This window comes from Photorhabdus laumondii subsp. laumondii, from assembly GCF_003343245.1.
Classification (GTDB): Bacteria; Pseudomonadota; Gammaproteobacteria; order Enterobacterales; family Enterobacteriaceae; genus Photorhabdus; species Photorhabdus laumondii.
This window is the reverse complement of sequence record NZ_CP024901.1, coordinates 201258-221268: the sequence shown is the minus strand read 5'-3', so window position 1 is coordinate 221268 and position 20011 is coordinate 201258. Positions and strand designations below refer to the sequence as shown.

At 43.3% G+C, this 20011-nt stretch carries 21 protein-coding genes and 1 pseudogene; 13 read left to right on the top strand and 9 right to left on the bottom strand.

Translation table 11 applies throughout. The features are described 5' to 3' along the window. Positions 1-284: 284 nt before the first annotated feature. Positions 285-1616 carry a two-component system sensor histidine kinase EnvZ gene (gene envZ, locus PluTT01m_RS01095; RefSeq protein ID WP_011144613.1) on the bottom strand — a complete coding sequence of 444 codons (1332 nt, stop codon included), beginning with the start codon at positions 1614-1616 and terminating at the stop codon, positions 285-287. Beyond that, positions 1613-2332 carry an osmolarity response regulator transcription factor OmpR gene (ompR, locus tag PluTT01m_RS01090; RefSeq protein WP_011144612.1) on the bottom strand — a complete coding sequence of 240 codons (720 nt, stop codon included), beginning with the start codon at positions 2330-2332 and terminating at the stop codon, positions 1613-1615. The genes envZ and ompR overlap by 4 nt, the downstream gene beginning before the upstream one ends. 853 nt (positions 2333-3185) lie before the next feature. Between ompR and greB the strand changes: the two genes are divergently transcribed. The 5 genes from greB (at position 3186) to PluTT01m_RS01065 (ending at position 9657) form a co-directional block, all read left to right on the top strand. Next, on the top strand, positions 3186-3659 hold the full coding sequence (gene greB, locus PluTT01m_RS01085; RefSeq protein WP_011144611.1) for a transcription elongation factor GreB: 474 nt from the start codon (positions 3186-3188) through the stop codon (positions 3657-3659). Between the two features lie 422 nt (positions 3660-4081). Beyond that, positions 4082-6412 (top strand): Tex family protein, encoded by a 2331-nt coding sequence (locus tag PluTT01m_RS01080; RefSeq protein ID WP_011144610.1) that lies wholly within the window; start codon positions 4082-4084, stop codon positions 6410-6412. 397 nt (positions 6413-6809) lie between these two features. Further along, entirely contained in the window at positions 6810-7043 is a 234-nt protein-coding gene (gene feoA / locus PluTT01m_RS01075; protein WP_011144609.1) for a ferrous iron transporter A, read from the top strand. Between the two features lie 52 nt (positions 7044-7095). Next, complete coding sequence (feoB, locus tag PluTT01m_RS01070; protein ID WP_011144608.1) at positions 7096-9408, top strand: Fe(2+) transporter permease subunit FeoB; 2313 nt, start codon at positions 7096-7098, stop codon at positions 9406-9408. A gap of 9 nt (positions 9409-9417) precedes the next feature. Next, complete coding sequence (locus tag PluTT01m_RS01065; protein WP_011144607.1) at positions 9418-9657, top strand: FeoC-like transcriptional regulator; 240 nt, start codon at positions 9418-9420, stop codon at positions 9655-9657. A gap of 122 nt (positions 9658-9779) precedes the next feature. Here PluTT01m_RS01065 and PluTT01m_RS01060 read toward each other — a convergent pair whose 3' ends face one another. From PluTT01m_RS01060 to bioH, 3 genes are all read right to left on the bottom strand, one after another. Then, on the bottom strand, positions 9780-10082 hold the full coding sequence (locus tag PluTT01m_RS01060) for a helix-turn-helix domain-containing protein (RefSeq protein ID WP_011144606.1): 303 nt from the start codon (positions 10080-10082) through the stop codon (positions 9780-9782). After that, on the bottom strand, positions 10075-10407 hold the full coding sequence (locus PluTT01m_RS01055) for a type II toxin-antitoxin system RelE/ParE family toxin (RefSeq protein WP_011144605.1): 333 nt from the start codon (positions 10405-10407) through the stop codon (positions 10075-10077). The genes PluTT01m_RS01060 and PluTT01m_RS01055 overlap by 8 nt, the downstream gene beginning before the upstream one ends. A 76-nt stretch (positions 10408-10483) precedes the next feature. Next, positions 10484-11269, bottom strand: a complete 786-nt coding sequence (bioH, locus tag PluTT01m_RS01050) for a pimeloyl-ACP methyl ester esterase BioH (RefSeq protein WP_011144604.1) — start codon at positions 11267-11269, stop codon at positions 10484-10486. Here bioH and PluTT01m_RS01045 point away from each other — a divergent pair. Next, entirely contained in the window at positions 11269-11562 is a 294-nt protein-coding gene (locus tag PluTT01m_RS01045) for a hypothetical protein (RefSeq protein WP_041379860.1), read from the top strand. The two genes, bioH and PluTT01m_RS01045, sit on opposite strands and share 1 nt — an antisense overlap. Positions 11563-11737: 175 nt before the next feature. On the opposite strand, the gene PluTT01m_RS28150 is transcribed toward PluTT01m_RS01045, so the two are convergent. Beyond that, complete coding sequence (locus tag PluTT01m_RS28150) at positions 11738-12052, bottom strand: hypothetical protein (protein ID WP_350404442.1); 315 nt, start codon at positions 12050-12052, stop codon at positions 11738-11740. 16 nt (positions 12053-12068) lie between these two features. On the opposite strand from PluTT01m_RS28150, the gene PluTT01m_RS01035 reads away from it, so the two are divergent. Further along, a complete protein-coding gene (locus PluTT01m_RS01035; protein ID WP_011144602.1) occupies positions 12069-12512 on the top strand; it encodes a TylF/MycF/NovP-related O-methyltransferase in 444 nt (147 codons plus the stop codon). 10 nt (positions 12513-12522) lie between these two features. Here the strand turns inward: PluTT01m_RS01035 and tyrS are convergent, their stop codons facing one another. Next, complete coding sequence (gene tyrS, locus PluTT01m_RS01030) at positions 12523-13722, bottom strand: tyrosine--tRNA ligase (RefSeq protein WP_011144601.1); 1200 nt, start codon at positions 13720-13722, stop codon at positions 12523-12525. Between the two features lie 180 nt (positions 13723-13902). Next, positions 13903-14031: pseudogene (locus PluTT01m_RS27340) on the bottom strand (pimeloyl-ACP methyl ester esterase BioH); the annotation flags it as partial. Positions 14032-14070: 39 nt separating this feature from the next. Here PluTT01m_RS27340 and gntX point away from each other — a divergent pair. The 6 genes from gntX (at position 14071) to glpD (ending at position 19231) form a co-directional block, all read left to right on the top strand. Further along, complete coding sequence (gntX, locus tag PluTT01m_RS01020; RefSeq protein ID WP_011144600.1) at positions 14071-14754, top strand: DNA utilization protein GntX; 684 nt, start codon at positions 14071-14073, stop codon at positions 14752-14754. Between the two features lie 59 nt (positions 14755-14813). Continuing rightward, positions 14814-15389, top strand: coding sequence for a Fe-S biogenesis protein NfuA (gene nfuA, locus PluTT01m_RS01015; RefSeq protein ID WP_011144599.1), 576 nt, complete (start codon positions 14814-14816; stop codon positions 15387-15389). Positions 15390-15519: 130 nt separating this feature from the next. Continuing rightward, positions 15520-15855 (top strand): thiosulfate sulfurtransferase GlpE, encoded by a 336-nt coding sequence (gene glpE / locus PluTT01m_RS01010; protein WP_011144598.1) that lies wholly within the window; start codon positions 15520-15522, stop codon positions 15853-15855. 8 nt (positions 15856-15863) lie between these two features. Further along, positions 15864-16712 (top strand): rhomboid family intramembrane serine protease GlpG, encoded by an 849-nt coding sequence (glpG, locus tag PluTT01m_RS01005; protein WP_011144597.1) that lies wholly within the window; start codon positions 15864-15866, stop codon positions 16710-16712. 17 nt (positions 16713-16729) lie between these two features. Further along, the gene (locus PluTT01m_RS01000; RefSeq protein ID WP_011144596.1) at positions 16730-17488 is read left to right on the top strand and encodes a DeoR/GlpR family transcriptional regulator; all 759 of its coding nucleotides are present in this window, start codon (positions 16730-16732) and stop codon (positions 17486-17488) included. Positions 17489-17728: 240 nt separating this feature from the next. Next, positions 17729-19231 carry a glycerol-3-phosphate dehydrogenase gene (gene glpD, locus PluTT01m_RS00995; RefSeq protein WP_011144595.1) on the top strand — a complete coding sequence of 501 codons (1503 nt, stop codon included), beginning with the start codon at positions 17729-17731 and terminating at the stop codon, positions 19229-19231. 276 nt (positions 19232-19507) lie between these two features. Here the strand turns inward: glpD and PluTT01m_RS00990 are convergent, their stop codons facing one another. Then, on the bottom strand, positions 19508-19738 hold the full coding sequence (locus PluTT01m_RS00990) for a hypothetical protein (protein WP_011144594.1): 231 nt from the start codon (positions 19736-19738) through the stop codon (positions 19508-19510). Positions 19739-20011 lie beyond the last annotated feature (273 nt).

Sequence of the window (20011 nt, the reverse complement as noted above, 5' to 3'; positions counted from 1 at the left end):
TTCAAGTGGCCTCTTTGTTGGCTGCACTCGCTCACCCCGGTCACATAGTTCGCTATGCTCCCGGGGACTCGCTCCCTTGCCGTCGCGATGCATCTTGAAATCCATAGGGTATATTCGTCAAATCAAAAAAGGTGCAAGAGGAAAATAGGTCAATTTAATTACAGCAAAATGTCTTAATTATGACATTTTTATGATAGCGCAATCGGCACTTAACCTGTAATTGACATAAAACTGTCATCTCCACACACCATAAAAATCAAATATAGGAGATGATTATCAAGCCGTTAAAAATTATCTTCCACAACAGGAATACAGACACGGATAGATAATCCCCCTCTGAGGCTGGTGCCCATTTCAATTTTCCCATCATGAGCATCAATAATTCGCTGAACAATCGCCAGACCTAACCCTGTTCCACTGCTGCTGCGCGCTCTTTCGCCACGAACAAATGGCTGAAATAACCGTGGCAAATCTTCCTGTTTGATGCCGGCTCCATTATCTTCTACCTGAAACCAAGCAAATTTATTTGTCTGACCACTACTCACTTTAATCCAGCCGTTACCATAACGATTGGCATTAACCAACAGATTAGCCAATGCCCGTTTAATAGAAATCGGATTGGCGTTAACGGTTATTGGGTGAAGAGACAGATGGTTTTCAATATCCTGTTCATAGCCATTCTCGGCGGAAATAACCTCTTTGAGAATAGAATTCAGTTCACAAAACTCCATTGGCATTTCCTGCCCGGTACGGAGATAGTCAATGAATTGCTCAATAATGGCGTTACACTCTTCAATATCTTTATTGATAGATTCAGACAGATAAGTATCTTCCTTGCTCATCATTTCTGTTGCCAGTCGAATACGTGTCAGCGGCGTACGCAAATCATGGCTTACGCCGGCAATTAATATCGTGCGGTCACTTTCCAATAGTTTTATCCCGGCGGACATTTGGTTAAATGCGCGAATGGCTGCACGAACTTCCAGAGAGCCCGCTTCCCGCACCGCCGGCATCATAATACCTTTACCTGTTTGCCTGGCGGCATACTCCATTTCCAGTAAAGGCCGGTTCTGAAAACGGATATAAAGCCAGATACAACCGAATACCAGTAATAGAATTGCCAGTGTATAGCGGAAAATAGGAGAGAATTGATTTTGTTCGATCTCAGTCAAAGGAACCCTGACCCAAATATCGGGGGCCAAATAAGAATTAAGCCAAAGTATAGGGCTATCTGTGTTTATTTCCAGACGAAGATCAGCCTTGCCACCAAGGTACTCGCCCATCTTCTCACTCAGGAAATCATAACGTCTGGCCCAACATAAACCTTGTATCTCCGCATCAGATTCAGAATAGAGCGTAATACCCAATTCCTGATAAATCTCCCGGCGAACTACCGGCGATATCACCAGAAAAGAGCCATCCTCTAACTTCAATTTTTCAGCCATTAGGGTACGAACTTCATACGCTAATACCTTATTGAACTGCTGCAAACTTGGCATAATAACGAAATTCACAACAACCAAGTAGCTGGTTACCAGACTGATAAACAGCATAGCCATAATCAGGAATAAAGTATGGGTAAACGTGCTGCGAGGGGAGAATCGCAATAATCTCATACACGAATTCCGTCTGGCACAAAGACATAGCCCAGACCCCAGATAGTCTGGATATAGCGAGGATGTGTAGGATCTTCTTCAATCACACGGCGCAGACGTGAAACCAAGACATCAATCGATCGCTTCATCGTGCTATATTCCCGGCCACGCGCTAAATTCATCAACTTATTACGGGACAGTGGCACGCCAGGATAAGAAACCAGTACTTTCAATACAGCAAATTCTCCACTGGTTAATTGAATATGTTCATCTCCCTGAAACATTTCCCGCGTACTCAAATTGAGGCTAAACTTACCAAAATTAATAATCGCATCATCCTCAGCCGGTAGGCCCAATAACTTATTCGCCTGACGACGTAATACCGCCCGGATACGCGCTAATAGCTCACGGGGATTAAATGGCTTCGGAATATAATCATCAGCACCAATTTCCAGCCCAACAATACGATCTACCTCTTCTCCCCTCGCGGTCACCATAATAATCGGTACCGGATTACTTTGGTTTCTCAGCCTTTGGCAAACAGAAAGCCCATCCTCTCCTGGTAACATTAAATCCAATACGATTAAGCTAACAGATTCCCGTGTCAGTAAGCGGTCCATCTGCTCCGCATTAGCAGCACTACGTACCTGAAAACCTTGTTCTGTCAGATAACGCTCTAATAACGTTCGTAAACGCATGTCATCATCCACCACAAGGATCTTGTTATCTACTTGCATTATCAAACTCCAAAAAACACTACATGCTTTGATAAATTTATCATTTTGAAAGAGATTAACCCAAAGATAGAAACCAGATATCTGTATTTTGAGACTATTCCTAATAGGACTTATTTCCACGGTTATTAATTCGAATGATTAATTTAGTGGTTTATTACTGACAATGAGAACGCAGTAATTCACTGTCAACTATCGAATTTCTACCGTTATTTTGCCATCCACCAATCCATCAATTAGCACCCTGGTGACCGGCAAATCGATAGAAATCTATTTATTAGCGGGATTAAATTCATCAGGCAGACTAAACGAAAAATGCCCTTTGCTGCATATTATCTGCTTACCTCCGCCACGGTTTTCCCTTACTAACGAGGATCTGGATCGATAATGTTCAGCTCACCAACGTTTGAACAAGAAATCACGCGACGGTCGAATTTTCGTCACCTTTCCTGACTATAGTAAACAATTTCGCTTGTTTTTTCTTCACTTAAACCTTAACAGCCTGTTTCATCACCAGCAAGATTCACAGCATACATACTATTCAGTACACAGAACCATAAATTATATGATGAACGTTATAAATATTAGAGCCAAATATCATAATGAGCAGACAGGTAAAGCAATCTTGTTACCGATAATGACTAAAAACCGAGTCTTAATTTGACATCGACCAAAATGGGCTGTTTTATATACCCTATGGATTTCAAGTTGCATCGCGACGGCAAGGGAGCGAATCCCCGGGAGCATAGCAAACTATGTGACCGGGGTGAGCGAGTGCAGCCAACAAAGAGGCAACTTGAAAGATAACGGGTATACACTTATATGAGATTAACTACGGTATCTACATCAAGATAAAATGAAAACTAAACTGATAACCCGTGAAGGCTACAACAAATTAAAGGAAGAACTGGATTATCTCTGGCGTGAAGAGCGCCCAGAAGTGACTAAAAAAGTGACTTGGGCAGCAAGCCTCGGTGACCGGAGTGAAAACGCAGATTATCAATATAACAAGAAGAGGCTACGGGAGATTGATCGCAGAGTCCGATATCTAACCAAAAGCTTAGAAGAATTGCGGTGTGTTGATTACTCCCCTCAACAAGATGGACGAGTGTTCTTCGGTGCATGGGTAGAGATCGAAAATGATCAAGGTGAGATTAAACGCTTCCGTATTGTCGGGTACGACGAAATTTTTGGTCGCAAAGATTACATATCCATCGATTCTCCAATGGCCCGGGCTTTATTGAAGAAAGAAGTTGGAGACAGTGCAATCGTTCATACACCAACAGGAAAAGTGTTGTGGTACGTGAATGAGATCGAATATACGAAATAGCCCATTAAAAAATTTAAAATGGGTAGATTCACATAATTAAGTGCAACATTGTTAATCTGGAAGTAAACATGTTCGTATTCCATTAAATAAATTTTTTAAGTAATTCCTCCATTTTTAACGAAAATCAAAAGTAGATTTGTAATTAATTAGTTACCTGCTTCTGGAATAATGCGATGAAACTCAAGTTTTTCCTATTCTAGCTATCCTTTTAGTTTAATTCTGATATTCGGAAACAGCTCATAGCAAATCCGGTAACCCACTTAGGGTTCCAGCGACAACTTTTCACATTTGAGTTCAATCGCGGTTGCTATAGCGTAACTCGTCAAAATAAGATTAGACGTAAACTGGAAATTATTTCTCTCAGAACGTATAAAGAAGGCTTTATGAATATTTAAAGCTTATCCACCAGAAGAAAATGCAACATGAATGAATCTCTGAGCCAAATTATTGCAAGTGAGCTACAGGCGCAGCCACAACAGGTACTTTCTGCGATTAGCCTGCTTGATGAAGGGAATACTGTCCCTTTTATTGCACGATATCGTAAAGAGGTCACCGGCGGTCTGGATGACACCCAACTTCGCCAACTTGAGACCCGCCTTAGTTATCTACGCGAACTGTCGGACCGCCGCCAAACCATTCTTAAATCCATTGACGAGCAAGGTAAGCTAACCCCAGAACTGACCGAAGCCATTAATGGCACCCAGAGCAAAACAGAGCTGGAAGATCTTTATCTGCCATATAAACCGAAGCGTCGTACCCGTGGACAAATCGCTATTGAAGCCGGTCTTGAACCACTAGCGGATTCCTTGTGGCAAGATCCACAGCAAGAACCAGAGCAGGTTGCCACTACCTTTGTTGATACCGATAAAGGTGTAGCGGATACCAAAGCCGCGCTGGATGGTGCACGTTATATCCTAATGGAACGTTTTGCCGAAGATGCCGCGTTATTGGCGAAAGTACGTGACTATCTGTGGAAGAATGCCCATTTGGTCGCTAAAGTCGTTGCCGGAAAAGAGGAAGAAGGCGCTAAATTCCGCGACTATTTTGATCATCATGAACCTATCGCACAAGTCCCTTCTCACCGCGCACTAGCTATGTTCCGTGGTCGTAATGAGAGCATACTGCAACTTTCGCTAAATGCTGATCCCCAGTTTGATGAATCACCAAAAGAGAGCTATTGCGAACAGATTATTACGCAGCATCTTCATCTGCGCCTGAATAATGCACCGGCAGATAACTGGCGTAAAGCCGTCGTAAACTGGACCTGGCGCGTTAAGGTATTGCTGCATCTTGAAACTGAATTGATGAGTACCTTGCGAGAGAAAGCGGAAGATGAAGCCATCAAAGTATTCGCCCGTAACCTGCAAGATCTATTGATGGCCGCGCCAGCGGGTATGCGCGCAACAATGGGGCTCGATCCCGGTCTACGTACCGGTGTCAAAGTAGCTGTTATCGATGCAACCGGCAAACTGATTGCCACAGACACCATCTATCCACACACCGGGCAAACGGCTAAAGCTGCTGCAAGCGTGGCAGCATTGTGTCTCAAACATCAAGTGGAACTGGTCGCCATCGGTAACGGAACGGCTTCCCGTGAAACAGAACGTTTCTTCGCGGATGTGCAAACACAGTTCCCAGAGATAAAAGCCCAAAAAGTGATTGTCAGTGAGGCAGGAGCATCTGTTTATTCTGCCTCTGAGCTGGCGGCACAAGAATTTCCTGATCTGGACGTTTCACTCCGTGGAGCAGTCTCTATCGCCCGTCGCTTGCAAGATCCACTGGCCGAATTGGTGAAAATCGATCCGAAATCCATCGGTGTCGGTCAGTATCAACATGACGTCAGTCAGAGTCAGCTTGCCAAAAAATTGGATGCAGTCGTTGAGGATTGCGTAAACGCCGTCGGCGTAGATCTCAATACCGCTTCTGTTCCACTGCTAACCAGAGTTGCCGGGTTGACCCGTATGATTGCCCAGAATATCATCAACTGGCGTGATGAGAATGGCCGTTTCAATAACCGTGCACAATTACTGAAAGTCAATCGTCTTGGGCCAAAGGCTTTTGAACAATGTGCCGGATTCTTACGGATTAATCACGGTGATAACCCGCTGGATGCATCAACCGTTCATCCAGAAGCTTATCCGGTAGTGGAAAAAATTCTGGCGGCCACTGAGCAGAAACTCCAAGAATTGATGGGTAACCCTATTTCATTACGTGGATTACAACCTCAGGACTTCACCACCGAGCAATTTGGTGTTCCAACCGTTACCGATATTTTGAAAGAGCTGGAAAAACCTGGCCGAGATCCACGCCCAGAGTTTAAAACCGCGACTTTCGCGGAAGGTGTAGAAACCATGAATGATCTGCATCCGGGAATGGTGCTGGAAGGTGCGGTCACTAACGTGACTAACTTTGGCGCATTTGTCGATATCGGCGTTCATCAAGATGGTTTAGTTCATATCTCTTCGCTGTCCAATCGCTTTGTAGAAGATCCTCACACCGTAGTAAAAGCGGGTGATATCGTTAAAGTAAAAGTGTTGGAAGTTGATCTGAACCGCAAGCGCATTGCTCTGACCATGCGTCTTGATGAGCAACCGGGAGAAACCCACTCACGCCGCAGTAACAATAACAATCCACAAACTGACCGCCGCCCTGAACAAAATAACAGGAACCGTAATACTTCCGGTTCTTCTACCTCAGCCGGAAACAGTGCGATGAGTGATGCACTAGCTGCTGCATTTGGAAAAAAACGTTAAGATTCCTATCACTGTAAACAGATGCACTGCTTCGGCAGTGCACGTCTCATAGTTCCTGCCAGAAAGAATCCAAACTCACAGATTCATATCAACTCTGAGTGACTAAGTGATTAAATTAACACCAAAAATGAAAATAGGATTAACATTGAAATTAATGTTGGTTATTATTCTCATTTGCAATTATTATGAATTGGATGCAAATCATACTTCATAATAATGAGTATGACTCATTTTCGATATTATACCCTACGGATTTCAAGATGCATCGCGACGGCAAGGGAGCGAATCCCCGGGAGCATAGCGAACTATGTGACCGGGGTGAGTGAGTGCAGCCAACAAAGAGGCAACTTGAAAGATAACGGGTATATCTTACTTATCACATATCCCGGAAGGTCATATGCAACTTCTTCCAGACCATAGTTACAAGATCATTGGTTTTTCGCCGAAGATCAGCCCGGCTTACCGACAAAAATTGCTGTCATTAGGTATGTTACCCGGTTCTTCTTTTCATGTTATCCGCTTAGCGCCTTTTGGTGATCCGATACAAATTGAGACTCGCAGAGTCAGCCTAATTCTGAGAAAAAAAGACTTGGAATTTCTCACATTAGACAGCGTTCAATGCAACGCATAATCCGTTGCAAGCAACGAAACGGTTACTCCTAATCTAATTTGGCACCAACAACATGAAAGCACTGACCATTGGCTTAATTGGCAACCCCAATGCCGGCAAAACGACATTATTTAACCAGCTTACTGGCGCTCGCCAACGTGTAGGCAACTGGGCTGGCGTTACGGTAGAACGAAAAGTTGGCCGTTTTACCACTGCGGACCATAAAATTGAGTTAGTTGACCTACCGGGAACTTACTCTCTGACCACGATTTCCGAACAAACATCACTGGATGAGCAGATAGCTTGCCACTACATCCTGAGCGGTGATGCTGACATGCTGATCAACGTCGTAGATGCTGCTAACCTTGAACGAAATCTCTATCTGACGTTACAACTGTTGGAATTAGGCATTCCATGCATCGTTGCACTCAATATGTTGGATATTGCTGACAGTCAGCATATCCAAATTGATATTGCCGAACTGGAACAACGCCTCGGCTGTCCAGTCATTCCAATGGTTTCGACTCGTGCAACTGGAGTGAATGAGCTGAAACGGGCAATTGACCACCATAAGCAGAATTTCGGGCAGTCACTGATTCACTACCCTGATTGCCTGTTGCAAGAAGTTGAGACGTTATCTGGTGTAATTTCAGACAATTTTCATGCTCAACAACGCCGCTGGCTAGCGCTTCAGATGCTTGAAGGGGATATTTACAGCCTGGAACGTTCCGGCCTTGCTACCTCAATGCTGATTAAATCCAAAGAACGTTTGCAACAACAGCAACATGAAGAGCCTGAACTGGTGATTGCCGATGCGCGCTATCAAAGCATCAATACATTGTGCATGGCCGTGATTGATACCCAAAAAGCCATGCCAAACAAACTCACTCAGGCAATTGACAGAATTATCCTCAATCGTTGGTTAGGTGTACCTATTTTCCTGGCGGTTATGTATTTAATGTTCGTGCTGGCAATTAATATCGGTGGTGCGCTACAACCTATCTTTGACAGTGGTTCTGTTGCTATTTTCATTCATGGGGTTCAATGGCTTGGTCATACCTTAAGTTTTCCAGAATGGCTGACGATTTTCCTCGCACAAGGTCTCGGTGGGGGTATCAACACGGTTTTGCCGCTAGTACCACAAATCGGCATGATGTATTTATTCCTCTCTTTTCTTGAGGACTCCGGTTATATGGCGCGGGCTGCGTTTGTCATGGATCGTCTGATGCAAGTTTTAGGACTACCGGGTAAATCGTTTGTCCCGTTGATCGTTGGCTTCGGTTGCAACGTCCCATCCATTATGGGGGCGAGAACGCTAGATGCGCCGCGTGAACGCTTAATCACGATTATGATGGCACCCTTTATGTCTTGCGGTGCACGATTAGCCATCTTTGCCGTATTTACCGCCGCATTCTTTGGCAAAAACGGGGCAACCATTGTTTTTTCCCTTTATATATTGGGCATTGTCGTCGCTATTCTGACTGGCCTGATGTTGAAATACACCATTATGCGTGGCGAAGCTTCACCCTTCGTTATGGAACTCCCGGTTTACCATATTCCACATCTAAAAACCTTGCTTCTGCAAACATGGCAACGTCTGAAAGGTTTTGTTATCCGTGCCGGTAAAGTAATCGTTATCGCCAGTATGTTTATTGGTGCACTCAACAGCTTCTCATTCTCTGGTAAGACAGTGGATAGCATCAACCAATCCGCTCTGGCTTCGGTTAGCAAGATTATTACGCCAGTATTACAGCCAATTGGCGTTCACTCAGATAACTGGCAAGCAACTGTTGGTTTGATAACTGGTGCTATGGCAAAAGAAGTGGTAGTTGGAACATTAAATACTCTGTATACCGCAGAAAACATTGCTAATGAACCGTTTAACGCAGATGAGTTCAACCTGTTTGCTGAGCTGAAAGATGCAGTTGGTGAAACTTGGGATAGTTTGAAAGAGACATTCACTCTGAGCGTGCTGACCAACCCAATCGAAGCCAGTAAAGGTGACGGTGAAATGGATAGTAGCTCTATGGGAACAATGAGTGCCAAATTTGGCTCCTCTATTTCAGCTTACAGTTACCTGATCTTTGTTCTGTTATATGTGCCTTGTGTCTCGGTGATGGGCGCGATCGCTCGTGAAACCAGCCGTGGCTGGATGACATTTTCCATTCTGTGGGGATTGAACGTGGCTTATTCAATTTCAGCCCTGTTCTACCAGGTGGTAACTTTCTCACAGCATCCACAAAGCAGCCTGATCATCATTTTGACCGTCGTTCTATTTAACGCGCTGGTATTCTGCTTCCTGCGGCGGGCACGCAGCCGTGTGACGATGAAGTTAATCAGCAACCCGGGAAATAGTTGCCACTGCTCCAGTGGAAACTGTCACTAGGAATTGAAAATGATTAGCCTATTACAAGTAAGGGATGCCGTCGCTCTGAATGGGCGAGCAGATGCTAAGTTGTTAAGCCACCAGCTTTCTGCTTCATTATCGATGGTAGAAGCGATGCTTGAACAACTCACCGTAATGGGCAAACTGGAAAAGCTCAATGCAACTGCCTGCCTGAGTGGCAGTTGCAAACAGTGCCCGGAAGTACAGCAATGTGACACGGTGGTTTATCGGATCGCTGGGGGATACTGAGCCATATTATAGAATGGCTAATCATATATAGTTAATCTGAGACAACTCCCCTCTTTTAAAGGGGGGCTTATCAACAATCTGTTGGTCCAAAGAGTCATAAGCCATAACTAAACACATACAATCTATTGACTTACAGGCATTTGGAAAATAAATCTTCCTCCAAGCGCGGCAGCATAGCGGCTTAAAGTATCCAGATTTGGCACACTTTTACCATTTTCCATACGACTAATATTTTGCTTCTGAGTGCCAATCTTCTGAGCAACATCTTGTTGAGTAAGATGTAACGCTTTACGTGCATCTTTCAGCTGTTTCATCAACGCCTTACGGATCTGGATATCGTTATATGCTTCCAGAGTCGCGGCATCTTCTAAGAGAAGCGTTTTGGCTTCAGAAAACGGGATAATATCATAATCATTATCAGACATTTTTAAGACTCCGTTTAACCTCTTGCATTCGTTGGTTTGCCAGATCGAGCGATTTCTTCGGCGTTTTTTGGGTTTTCTTTTGCAGTATATGAACAACATAAAACTGTTGTCCAACTGCAAAAAAGAAAAATCCCCTTGCAATACCCTCAGAAGCGCTCACTCTTAACTCCTTAAGCCCGTTTCCAATGTCTCTGACTTTAGGCTCTTTTAAATCTGTTCCAGCAGCTTCCAATTCTTCAATGGCTTCAATCATTGAAACTTTGAGACCAACAGGTAGCTTAGAAAGCTCCTTGAGCGCAGATATACTCCCAATAAAATCACTCAAAAAATTATGCGTACCAACAGCATTCACGCGGCAGACGCTTTACCTTTCCAAATCACGCCAATAAAAATCTGTTATCTCATCGACCTTGCAATACTTCTCTACTAGCAAATTCAGTCAACAATCCAACAAACTCATCCGGATGAGAAATAAAAGGCGCATGAGCGGCATGGCGCATCATGGCTGAAACTGAACGCGGCCATTTTTCATCAAGAATGTTGATAATTTTTCTTGGCACCAACCCATCCAGATAACCGTAAATCCGCAAGAACGGTATGGCAAGCTCAGCCAAAGGCTGCCTTAAATCTTCGGTACGCAAAATTTCCAAACCAACATGCAGCACTTCAACAGAAGGCATCGGCTGCGCCAGCACAACAGATTTCAGTAATCGCGCATCTTGACGAGCGCTGTCAGTACCTAATGTCTGTAAAGCAAGAAAACGCTCAACTGTGCGCTGGAAATCTTTACTAAGCTGATGTTCGAAATCGTGCAAAACTTCCGGCTTAATCCCCGGCCAGTCACTTTCTGCGCTGAAATGTGGTGAAGAAGCCACGGTAATTAATCCGGCAACTTTATCCTGATGGTCAAGCGCTATCCGGCTGGCAACCAGACCTCCCAACGACCAACCTAGCCATAGCGCATTTTCAGGCGCATATCGCCAGACTTCATCCGCCATGTCAGCAAGATTCATCGGGCCATATTTCTGGCTACGGCCATAACCCGGCAAATCCACCAGATGCAAACGAAAATGCGGAGCACATCGCATTTCAATGGAACGCCAAACTTCCGCATTCAGCCCCCATCCGTGCAGCAACACAAGATCACGCGAACCTTCATCAGAAGTCTGCCAAAACAGATCAGCCATTGTTATTCTCAACTTTATTTGCCATCAAGGAAGAAGTCTATGCTAACAATGGTTGGGTACTGTTGGCTATGCCATCAGCCTCTTTGGTTTCCACATCATGGAGTATGCAGCTTTTGCAACAAGCGGCTGAAACGTTTGACAAACATGTGCCCGTGCTGTGCACTACCCTCGGAACTCCCTTCACTGCCTTGTGGGCGCTGCCTCAAAAAACCGCCTCTATGGGAGAATATGATATACCCTATGGATTTCAAGATGGATCGCGACGGCAAGGGAGAGAATCCCCGAGAGCATAGGTAACTATGTGACCGGGGTGAGCGAGTGCAGCCAACAAAGAGGCAACTTGAAAGATAACGGGTATAGCGATTACCGACTATTGCCCACCATTGAGCGGCCTGATCCGCCGCTATAAATATCACTAGAGAATAGATTAAAAGATTTAAGTCAAAGAAAGTGTAAAATGAAAAATAATTACCATTGTTTTATATAGGCACGCTTTACAACTAGAAGTATAAAATAAGAAAAGGAAATTGCGACGATAAGAATGAGAAAAATATAAGGGGATTTATAATATGAAATTAAATATCCCATCAGAACAGGACTGACAGCTGCACCCAAACTGCCTAGGTTTTGTATTGCGAAGTAATGCCCCCTTAACCCCTCAGGTGCTATACTGTCAGTAAGCGCGTAAAGGACGGGGATAAAAATGATCTCTCCCAACGAGAAAGAAAATATTGCAATTATCCAATAAATCAAGTTCTGTTCAGAATAGATAAAACCCAAAATACCGAGGATACAAAATATGGGCCTTCCGTTTCATAATGAAGTTCATGGCATCAGTATTGAAGGAAGGGAAGCGGTGTTTAGGGAAGGTGATTTCTCAGGTTCTCTTCAGGAAGTAAAAAATAATATTATAAAATATGGTAATATCAGTTCCTGTACATTTATTAAAGGGTGGTTTGAAATATCCTTGGCTAATTGGTCACGACCAATAGCTGCAATCTATCTGGATGTCGATCTTCAAAAATCAACTCGCGACTGTCTCAAATATCTATATCCATGGTTGACACCAGGTGGTAGTCTTTATTCACAAGACGGCCACTTACCACTTGTTCTTGATGTTTTTGAGGATGTGAATTTTTGGCTCAATGAAATAGGTACTCTGCCACCTATAGTAGTGGGTATCAGGAAAAAGAAACTAATAAAAATAACAAAACCTGATACACCTTCTCTACCACTACTTTAATAATATTCCTTCAACTGCCAATACGGAATTTATATCGTTTACCTATCCATATAAGCGTGCCCGGGATAACCTCAATATTTTTAATTTCATCATCTTCTTTACTTTTATCAACACGAACAGCCCCTGAACGAATTAATCGCCTTAGTTCAGAACGGCTTATCGCTGGCAAGGCTACTGAACAAAGATCCAGCAGTGTTATATAAGAGCCTTTTGGTAAAATCAATACATCATGATCAGCCTCTTCAGGTGTCCGCTTTTGTACTACACGCTCAAAATGCTCAGTGGCCTCTTTTGCAGATATGTCATCGTGATATCTTTTAACAATATTATAAGCGATATCTTTTTTGATCTTCATTGGGTTAAGGCCCAATTCTAGTTGACTGACTATCGCAGATTGTTTTTCTGCCTCCATGTCTGTAGCAAGTGTCAAATAATTGATAATGACACTGTCAGGAATTGACATTACTTTGCCATACATATCATTTGCATTATCAGTTAACCCAATATAATTATTTTTTGACTTACTCATTTTTTCAATGCCATCTAGCCCTTCTAATAATGGCATTGTTATTACTATTTGCCCTTTTTTCTCATAGGCTTCTTGAAGTGTTCTCCCTACCAAGTTATTAAATAACTGATCTGTTCCGCCAAGCTCGATATCAGCATCAATCATAACTGAGTCATATCCTTGGAGAATAGGGTAAATAATCTCATGCAAATGGACTGGTGCTTTTGATTCAAATCGGGTTTTAAAATCATCTCGGTGCATGATTTGTGCAAGAGTGATTTTAGAGATTAACTTTATGACATTACTGAATGGCATATTGTTAAACCATTCTGAGTTTTTCCTTATTTCAATATTTTCGATATTTATAACTTTTGCAAGCTGATTTATATAAGTCTGACTGTTTTTATTAATTTGTTCAGGTGTTAATGGAGGACGAAGCTTATTTCTCCCGGTCGGGTCACCAATTCCAGCCGTAAAATCCCCAATGATAACAACAATCCGGTGCCCTTCATCCTGAAAATCTTTAAGCTTTTGTAATACAACCGCATGGCCCAAATGCAAATCAGGTGCAGTCGGATCAAAGCCTAATTTTATTGTCAGTTTTCTATTTTCTTGTCTTGCAAGAGCAAGTTTATCCTGTAACCCTAAGGGTGGCTCCATAATTGCGATGTTTGAAAGCAACTTATCAATATTCTCTTTCATATAGGTAACCTAAATAATTACGTTTATTAACGATGAATAAAACAACTTTATACCATGTTTATAACAATCTCTATTGTCAAGTAAATAATTATTCATTCTGGTCTTGTTGCATTAACGACGATGTAGTATGCAAAAATATGTCGTTTGTTTTTTAATTAGGTCGTCTTGTCCTCTTTCGTGATGCAAACGAAAATGCGGAGCACATCGCATTTCAATGGAACGCCAAACTTCCGCATTCAACCCCCATCCGTGCAGCAACACAAGATCACGCGAACCTTCATCAGAAGTCTGCCAAAACAGATCAGCCATTGTTATTCTCAACTTTATTTGCCATCAAGGAAGAAGTCTATGCTAACAATGGTTGGGTACTGTTGGCTATGCCATCAGCCTCTTTGGTTTCCACATCATGGAGTATGCAGCTTTTGCAACAAGCGGCTGAAACGTTTGGCAAACATGTGCCCGTGCTGTGCTCTACCCTCAGAACTCCCGTCACTGCCTTGTGGGCGCTGCCTCAAAAAACCGCCTCTATGGGAGAATATGATAGCGATTACCGACTATTGCCCACCACTGAGTGGCCTGATCCGTCGCTATAAATATCACCGCACCCCACAACTTGCGTCAGTTCTGGCGCGTCTGTTTCTGCTGCACTGGCAACAGGGCTATCGTGATGGAAGATGGTATAAACCCAACATTCTGCTCAGTGTGCCACTGCATCGACACCGACGATGGAAACGGGGATTTGATCAAAGTGTATTAATGGCAAAGCAGTTATCAGAATGGCTACAATGCGATTACCAGCAAAGCTTTCTACAGCGGACGCATGCTACACTACCACAAAGAAATTTATCGGCAGCACGGCGTAAAATTAATCTCAGGAAAGCATTTCAGCTTTGTGGCTCCGTTACGGGACAACATGTCGCCATACTTGATGATGTGATTACCACCGGTGCGACCATGACCGAGATTTCCCGTTTGTTAATTCGTGCTGGCGCCCGTTCAGTGCAGGTTTGGGCGATCTGTCGAACCTTGTAGTCAATACGAAAATGGGCGTATTATAACCAACTATAGCAGTCAACTATTGAGCAAATGATATGATTAATATTACTGAAGCAGCGCAAACTCATTTTGCCAAATTACTGGCAAACCAAGAACCAGGTACACAAATTCGCGTATTTGTCATCAATCCAGGTACACCTACTGCTGAGTGTGGCGTATCTTACTGCCCGCCTGATGCCGTTGAAGCAACAGATACTGAACTGAAATTTGATCAACTGTCAGCTTACGTCGATGAACTGAGTGCCCCCTTCCTTGAAGAAGCTGAAATTGATTTTGTCACTGATCAGTTAGGCTCTCAGCTAACATTAAAAGCCCCTAACGCCAAAATGCGTAAAGTTTCTGACGATTCCCCACTTGCCGAACGTGTGGAATACGTTTTGCAGTCACAAATTAATCCACAGTTAGCCGGTCACGGTGGCCGCGTCAGTCTGATGGAAATCACTGATGATGGTTTTGCTATCCTTCAATTCGGCGGCGGTTGTAATGGCTGTTCAATGGTTGATGTCACTCTAAAAGAAGGGATTGAAAAAGAGTTACTGAACATGTTCCCGGAACTAAAAGGGGTAAAAGACTTAACTGAACACCAGCGCGGTGAACACTCTTATTACTAAAAATGTATTACTAAAAATGTATTACTAATAACGTATTACTGATAACAAATTTTCCCGCTCGGATAATCGTCGGGAAAACATTATTACAATAATAACCAACGGGATAAGTTCTAAGAGCAATTCAATATATATGGAACATTTTCAGACTATCAGCCCTGAGCAGGCTTATCAACACTGGCAGAATAAATCCGCGATTATGGTGGATATCCGTGATCCACAGAGTTTCCGGACAGGTCATGCATGTGGCGCTTTTCATTTGACTAATGACACGTTGAATGAATTGATGTTACAAGCCAATTTCGAACAACCTGTTATGGTCATGTGTTATCACGGTCATAGCAGCCAGAGTGCCGCTCAGTATTTATTAAACATCGGTTTTGAAACTGTCTACAGCATTAATGGCGGCTTTGAAGCCTGGCGCAGAGACTATCCTCACGCTGTTGACTCCTTACATAATCCGGCATAACACACCTCATGATCCGCGTAATCGCTATTTCAAACCCGCGTCTAGCGCAAGCCTTTATCGATTATATGGCAACCCATCAGGTCCATCTCACTATGCGCCCCAGTCACGATGGGCAACACGTCGAACTGTGGCTAGAAGATGACACTAAACTTACTCTAGTTCAGCAAGAGTTGGAGCAATTTACTCGCGATCCGCTAAATGAACGTTATCAAGCGGCCAGTTGGCAATCTGGCGATGTGAATCACCCATTGAAGTACCACAATAATCTGAATTGGCAATACTTAAGTCGTCAGGCTGGCCCATTAACCCTTACCATTTTACTCCTAAATATCGTCGTTTATCTCTGGATGCAATTTGCCGGCGATTATCAGGTGATGTCTTGGCTGGCCTGGCCTAACGATAGCCAACATATGGAACTATGGCGTTGGGTCACCCACGGCTTATTGCACTTCTCACTACTGCATATCATCTTTAATCTCATGTGGTGGTGGTATCTTGGCGGACAAACAGAAAAGCACCTCGGTACAGGAAAACTGTTTGTCATTATGATTGTTTCCGCGGTTTTCAGCGGTTGGGGACAATCATTATTCAGTGGTTCTCACTTTGGCGGCCTTTCTGGTGTTGTTTACGCTTTAATTGGTTATGTCTGGCTAACCGGTGAACGTGCGCCCGAACGTGGTATTGGTGTTCCCCGTGGTTTGATGGCTTTTTCGCTCTTCTGGCTAATTGTTGGATACTTCGATGCATTTGGGCTATCGATTGCCAACGCCGCCCATTTCTCCGGTTTAATTATCGGCTTACTGATGGCGTTATGGGATAACCGTCATACATTCAAAAATAATAACCGACATTTTTAGAAACTTAGGGGACTATCGTGAAGCAAACTCAACGGCATGATGCAATAGTTGAGCTGGTACGCCTTCAGGGCTACGTCAGTACTGAAGAGTTGGTTGAACACTTTAATGTCAGCCCCCAGACTATCCGCCGTGATTTGAACGACCTGGCAGATAAAAACAAAATACAGCGGCATCACGGCGGTGCCGCGTTGCCATCAAGTTCAGTTAATACTGCTTATCACGATCGCAAAATCATGTGGTCAGAAGAGAAAGCACGTATTGCACAACGTGTTGCTAGCCATATCCCGGATGGCGCAGCACTGTTTATTGATATTGGCACCACACCCGAAGCTGTCGCTCACGCATTGTTAAATCATAAAGGTCTGCGAATTGTCACTAACAACCTCAACGTCGCTACTCTGTTGATGACAAAAGAGGACTTCCGTTTAATCTTGGCGGGAGGGGAGATTCGTTCCCGTGATGGTGGGATTATCGGTGAAGCCACACTGGATTTTATTTCTCAGTTTCGGCTTGATTACGGCATTCTCGGCATCAGTGGCATTGACATGGATGGCTCATTACTGGAATTTGATTACCATGAAGTACGCATTAAACGCGCAATTATCGAAAACTCCCGTTGCGTTATGCTAGTCACTGACCATTCTAAATTTGGCCGCAATGCTATGGTTAATCTGGGTAACATGAATCTCATTGATCACCTCTTTACTGACCAACTTCCCCCGCCAAGCATCCATAAAGTGATTGAGCAACATAACGTGCAGCTTGAACTCTGCTAAGAATTTTCTCTATATTCGGGGGATAGCGCTATCCCCTATCTCCTTGCCGTTCCACAATTACACTATCTTTTAGCTTCTTCATTAATGCCATGCAAATTATATGGATAAGGTAATATTTGCTATCCATATCACGTGAGCATGTTTTTTCTTAACAAATAGTTGGCTATTGATCGATTTCTGATTACAATCATGAGCGAAAACGAGCATTAAAGAACTGTTTCGAACATTTTAGGGGGATGCATGGAAACTAAAGACTTGATTGTGATCGGCGGCGGGATCAACGGTGCCGGAATTGCAGCAGATGCTGCTGGCCGGGGGCTCTCTGTTCTATTGCTGGAAGCACAAGACTTAGCCAAAGCCACATCATCCTCCAGTTCAAAATTGATCCACGGTGGCTTACGCTATCTAGAACACTATGAATTCCGTTTGGTCAGTGAAGCGCTGGCAGAACGTGAAGTTTTACTGAATCTTGCACCACACATCGCTTTTCCGATGCGTTTCCGCCTGCCGCATCAGCCACATTTACGTCCAGCATGGATGATCCGCATTGGCCTGTTCCTCTATGACAATTTGGGCAAACGAGTCAGCCTGCCTGGCAGTAAAGGGCTAAAATTCGGTGCCAATTCTGTTCTGAAACCAGAATTGGTCCGTGGCTTTGAATATTCTGACTGCTGGGTTGATGATGCTCGTTTAGTTGTCCTTAACGCTCAAGAAGTCAAAAAACGTGGCGGGGAAGTCCGTACCCGAACAAAAGTGACCCGTGCATGGCGCGAACAAGAGGGTTGGATGGTTGAAGCCGAAGATCTGCGTACAGGTAAGACCTATACTTGGCGTGCAAAAGGTCTGGTTAATGCTACCGGCCCTTGGGTTAAAGAATTCTTTGACGATGGTCTGAAATTGAAATCACCTTATGGTATTCGCCTGATCAAAGGCAGCCATATTGTGGTGCCAAAAGTGCATGATGAGCCGCAAGCTTATATTCTGCAAAATGAAGATCATCGTATCGTATTTGTTATTCCTTGGATGGATGAATTTTCCATTATCGGAACCACCGATGTGGAATATCAAGGTGATCCAAAAGAGGCGAAGATTGACGATCAGGAGATTAATTATCTGCTGAGAGTTTATAACGACCACTTCAAGAAACAACTTAACCGTGACGATATCGTCTGGACCTATTCTGGCGTACGTCCACTGTGTGATGATGAATCCGACTCACCTCAGGCCATTACGCGCGACTATACCCTTGACATACATGATGAACAGGGCAAAGCACCATTACTGTCTGTGTTCGGCGGTAAATTAACTACTTACCGTAAGCTGGCAGAACACGCAACCGAAAAGCTCATGCAATACTATCCCACGGCCGGAAAAGCCTGGACCAGAAATGGTCAGTTACCGGGGGGTAATTTGGAAGGATGCGATCGTGATGGTTATGCCCGTTTATTGCGTAAACGTTACAACTGGTTACCGGAAGGCGTTGCTGTACGTTATGCGCGTACTTACGGCAGCAACAGCGAACTCATTCTGCAAGGTGCTAATAATCTGACCGATCTAGGCGAATCCTTCGGTCACGGCCTGTATGAAACAGAGCTTCGTTATCTGGTCGATAATGAATGGGTCGTTGAACTGGATGACGCAATCTGGCGCCGTACCAAATTGGGTATGTGGCTAAAAGAAGAGCAGAAGCAACGCATTGCAGCATGGTTAGCGGAGAATGCTAAACCACGCACTGAGATTTGATTTTTCTTCACAGAAAATCATTGATCTTCCAGTTTAGAAAACGTGACTACCGCGAGAATATTAAAACCTTTCTCGCGGTTTTTATTGCGTAGAATTTATATCCGATTTCTCCCTCCAATGTTATATCAATCTTTCCAATTCCTGATTGACACATAAATTAGCCAAATATTATATATATTCAGTGTAAAATACTGCCTCATGTTCCCTGTTGGAGCAATTAACCACGAACATTTTAAGATTCTTATATAAACAATACTAGCAACTTCATAGCAATCATTACCATTCTTCGCGTAACTTACCTTGATATTTCAATCCATCCAACTTTTTATCCCCCCATAAACCAAAAACGCTATTATTCTGTTCTGGAATATTAGCATCAAGATAAGTATCTACCGCTCTTCGGCTCTGTGTAGCACGTGACTTATCAGGAGAACATTTCTCTACAATTTCACGCTTTTTAATTGTTTCTTCCAGCAGATTTATATTAATTTCTACCATAGCAACCATATTTATTTCCCCTTATCAGGTATATGTATCATATACCTCATTAGTTCGACTGTGTATTTTTTGATCCAAAAAATTATTGTGATAACTAATCAACAGATTTTACTCTGAAAATATCTATTGATCATGTAAACAAAACATTTAAAACATGTGACTTTTCCATTTGCAACAATACCTAAAATAATCTATAAATAAAGCTGTTACATACATATCGATACTGTTTAACCCTATCTTTGATTAGATAAAAATTCAAATAAAAACAAATTGTTAAGTTAT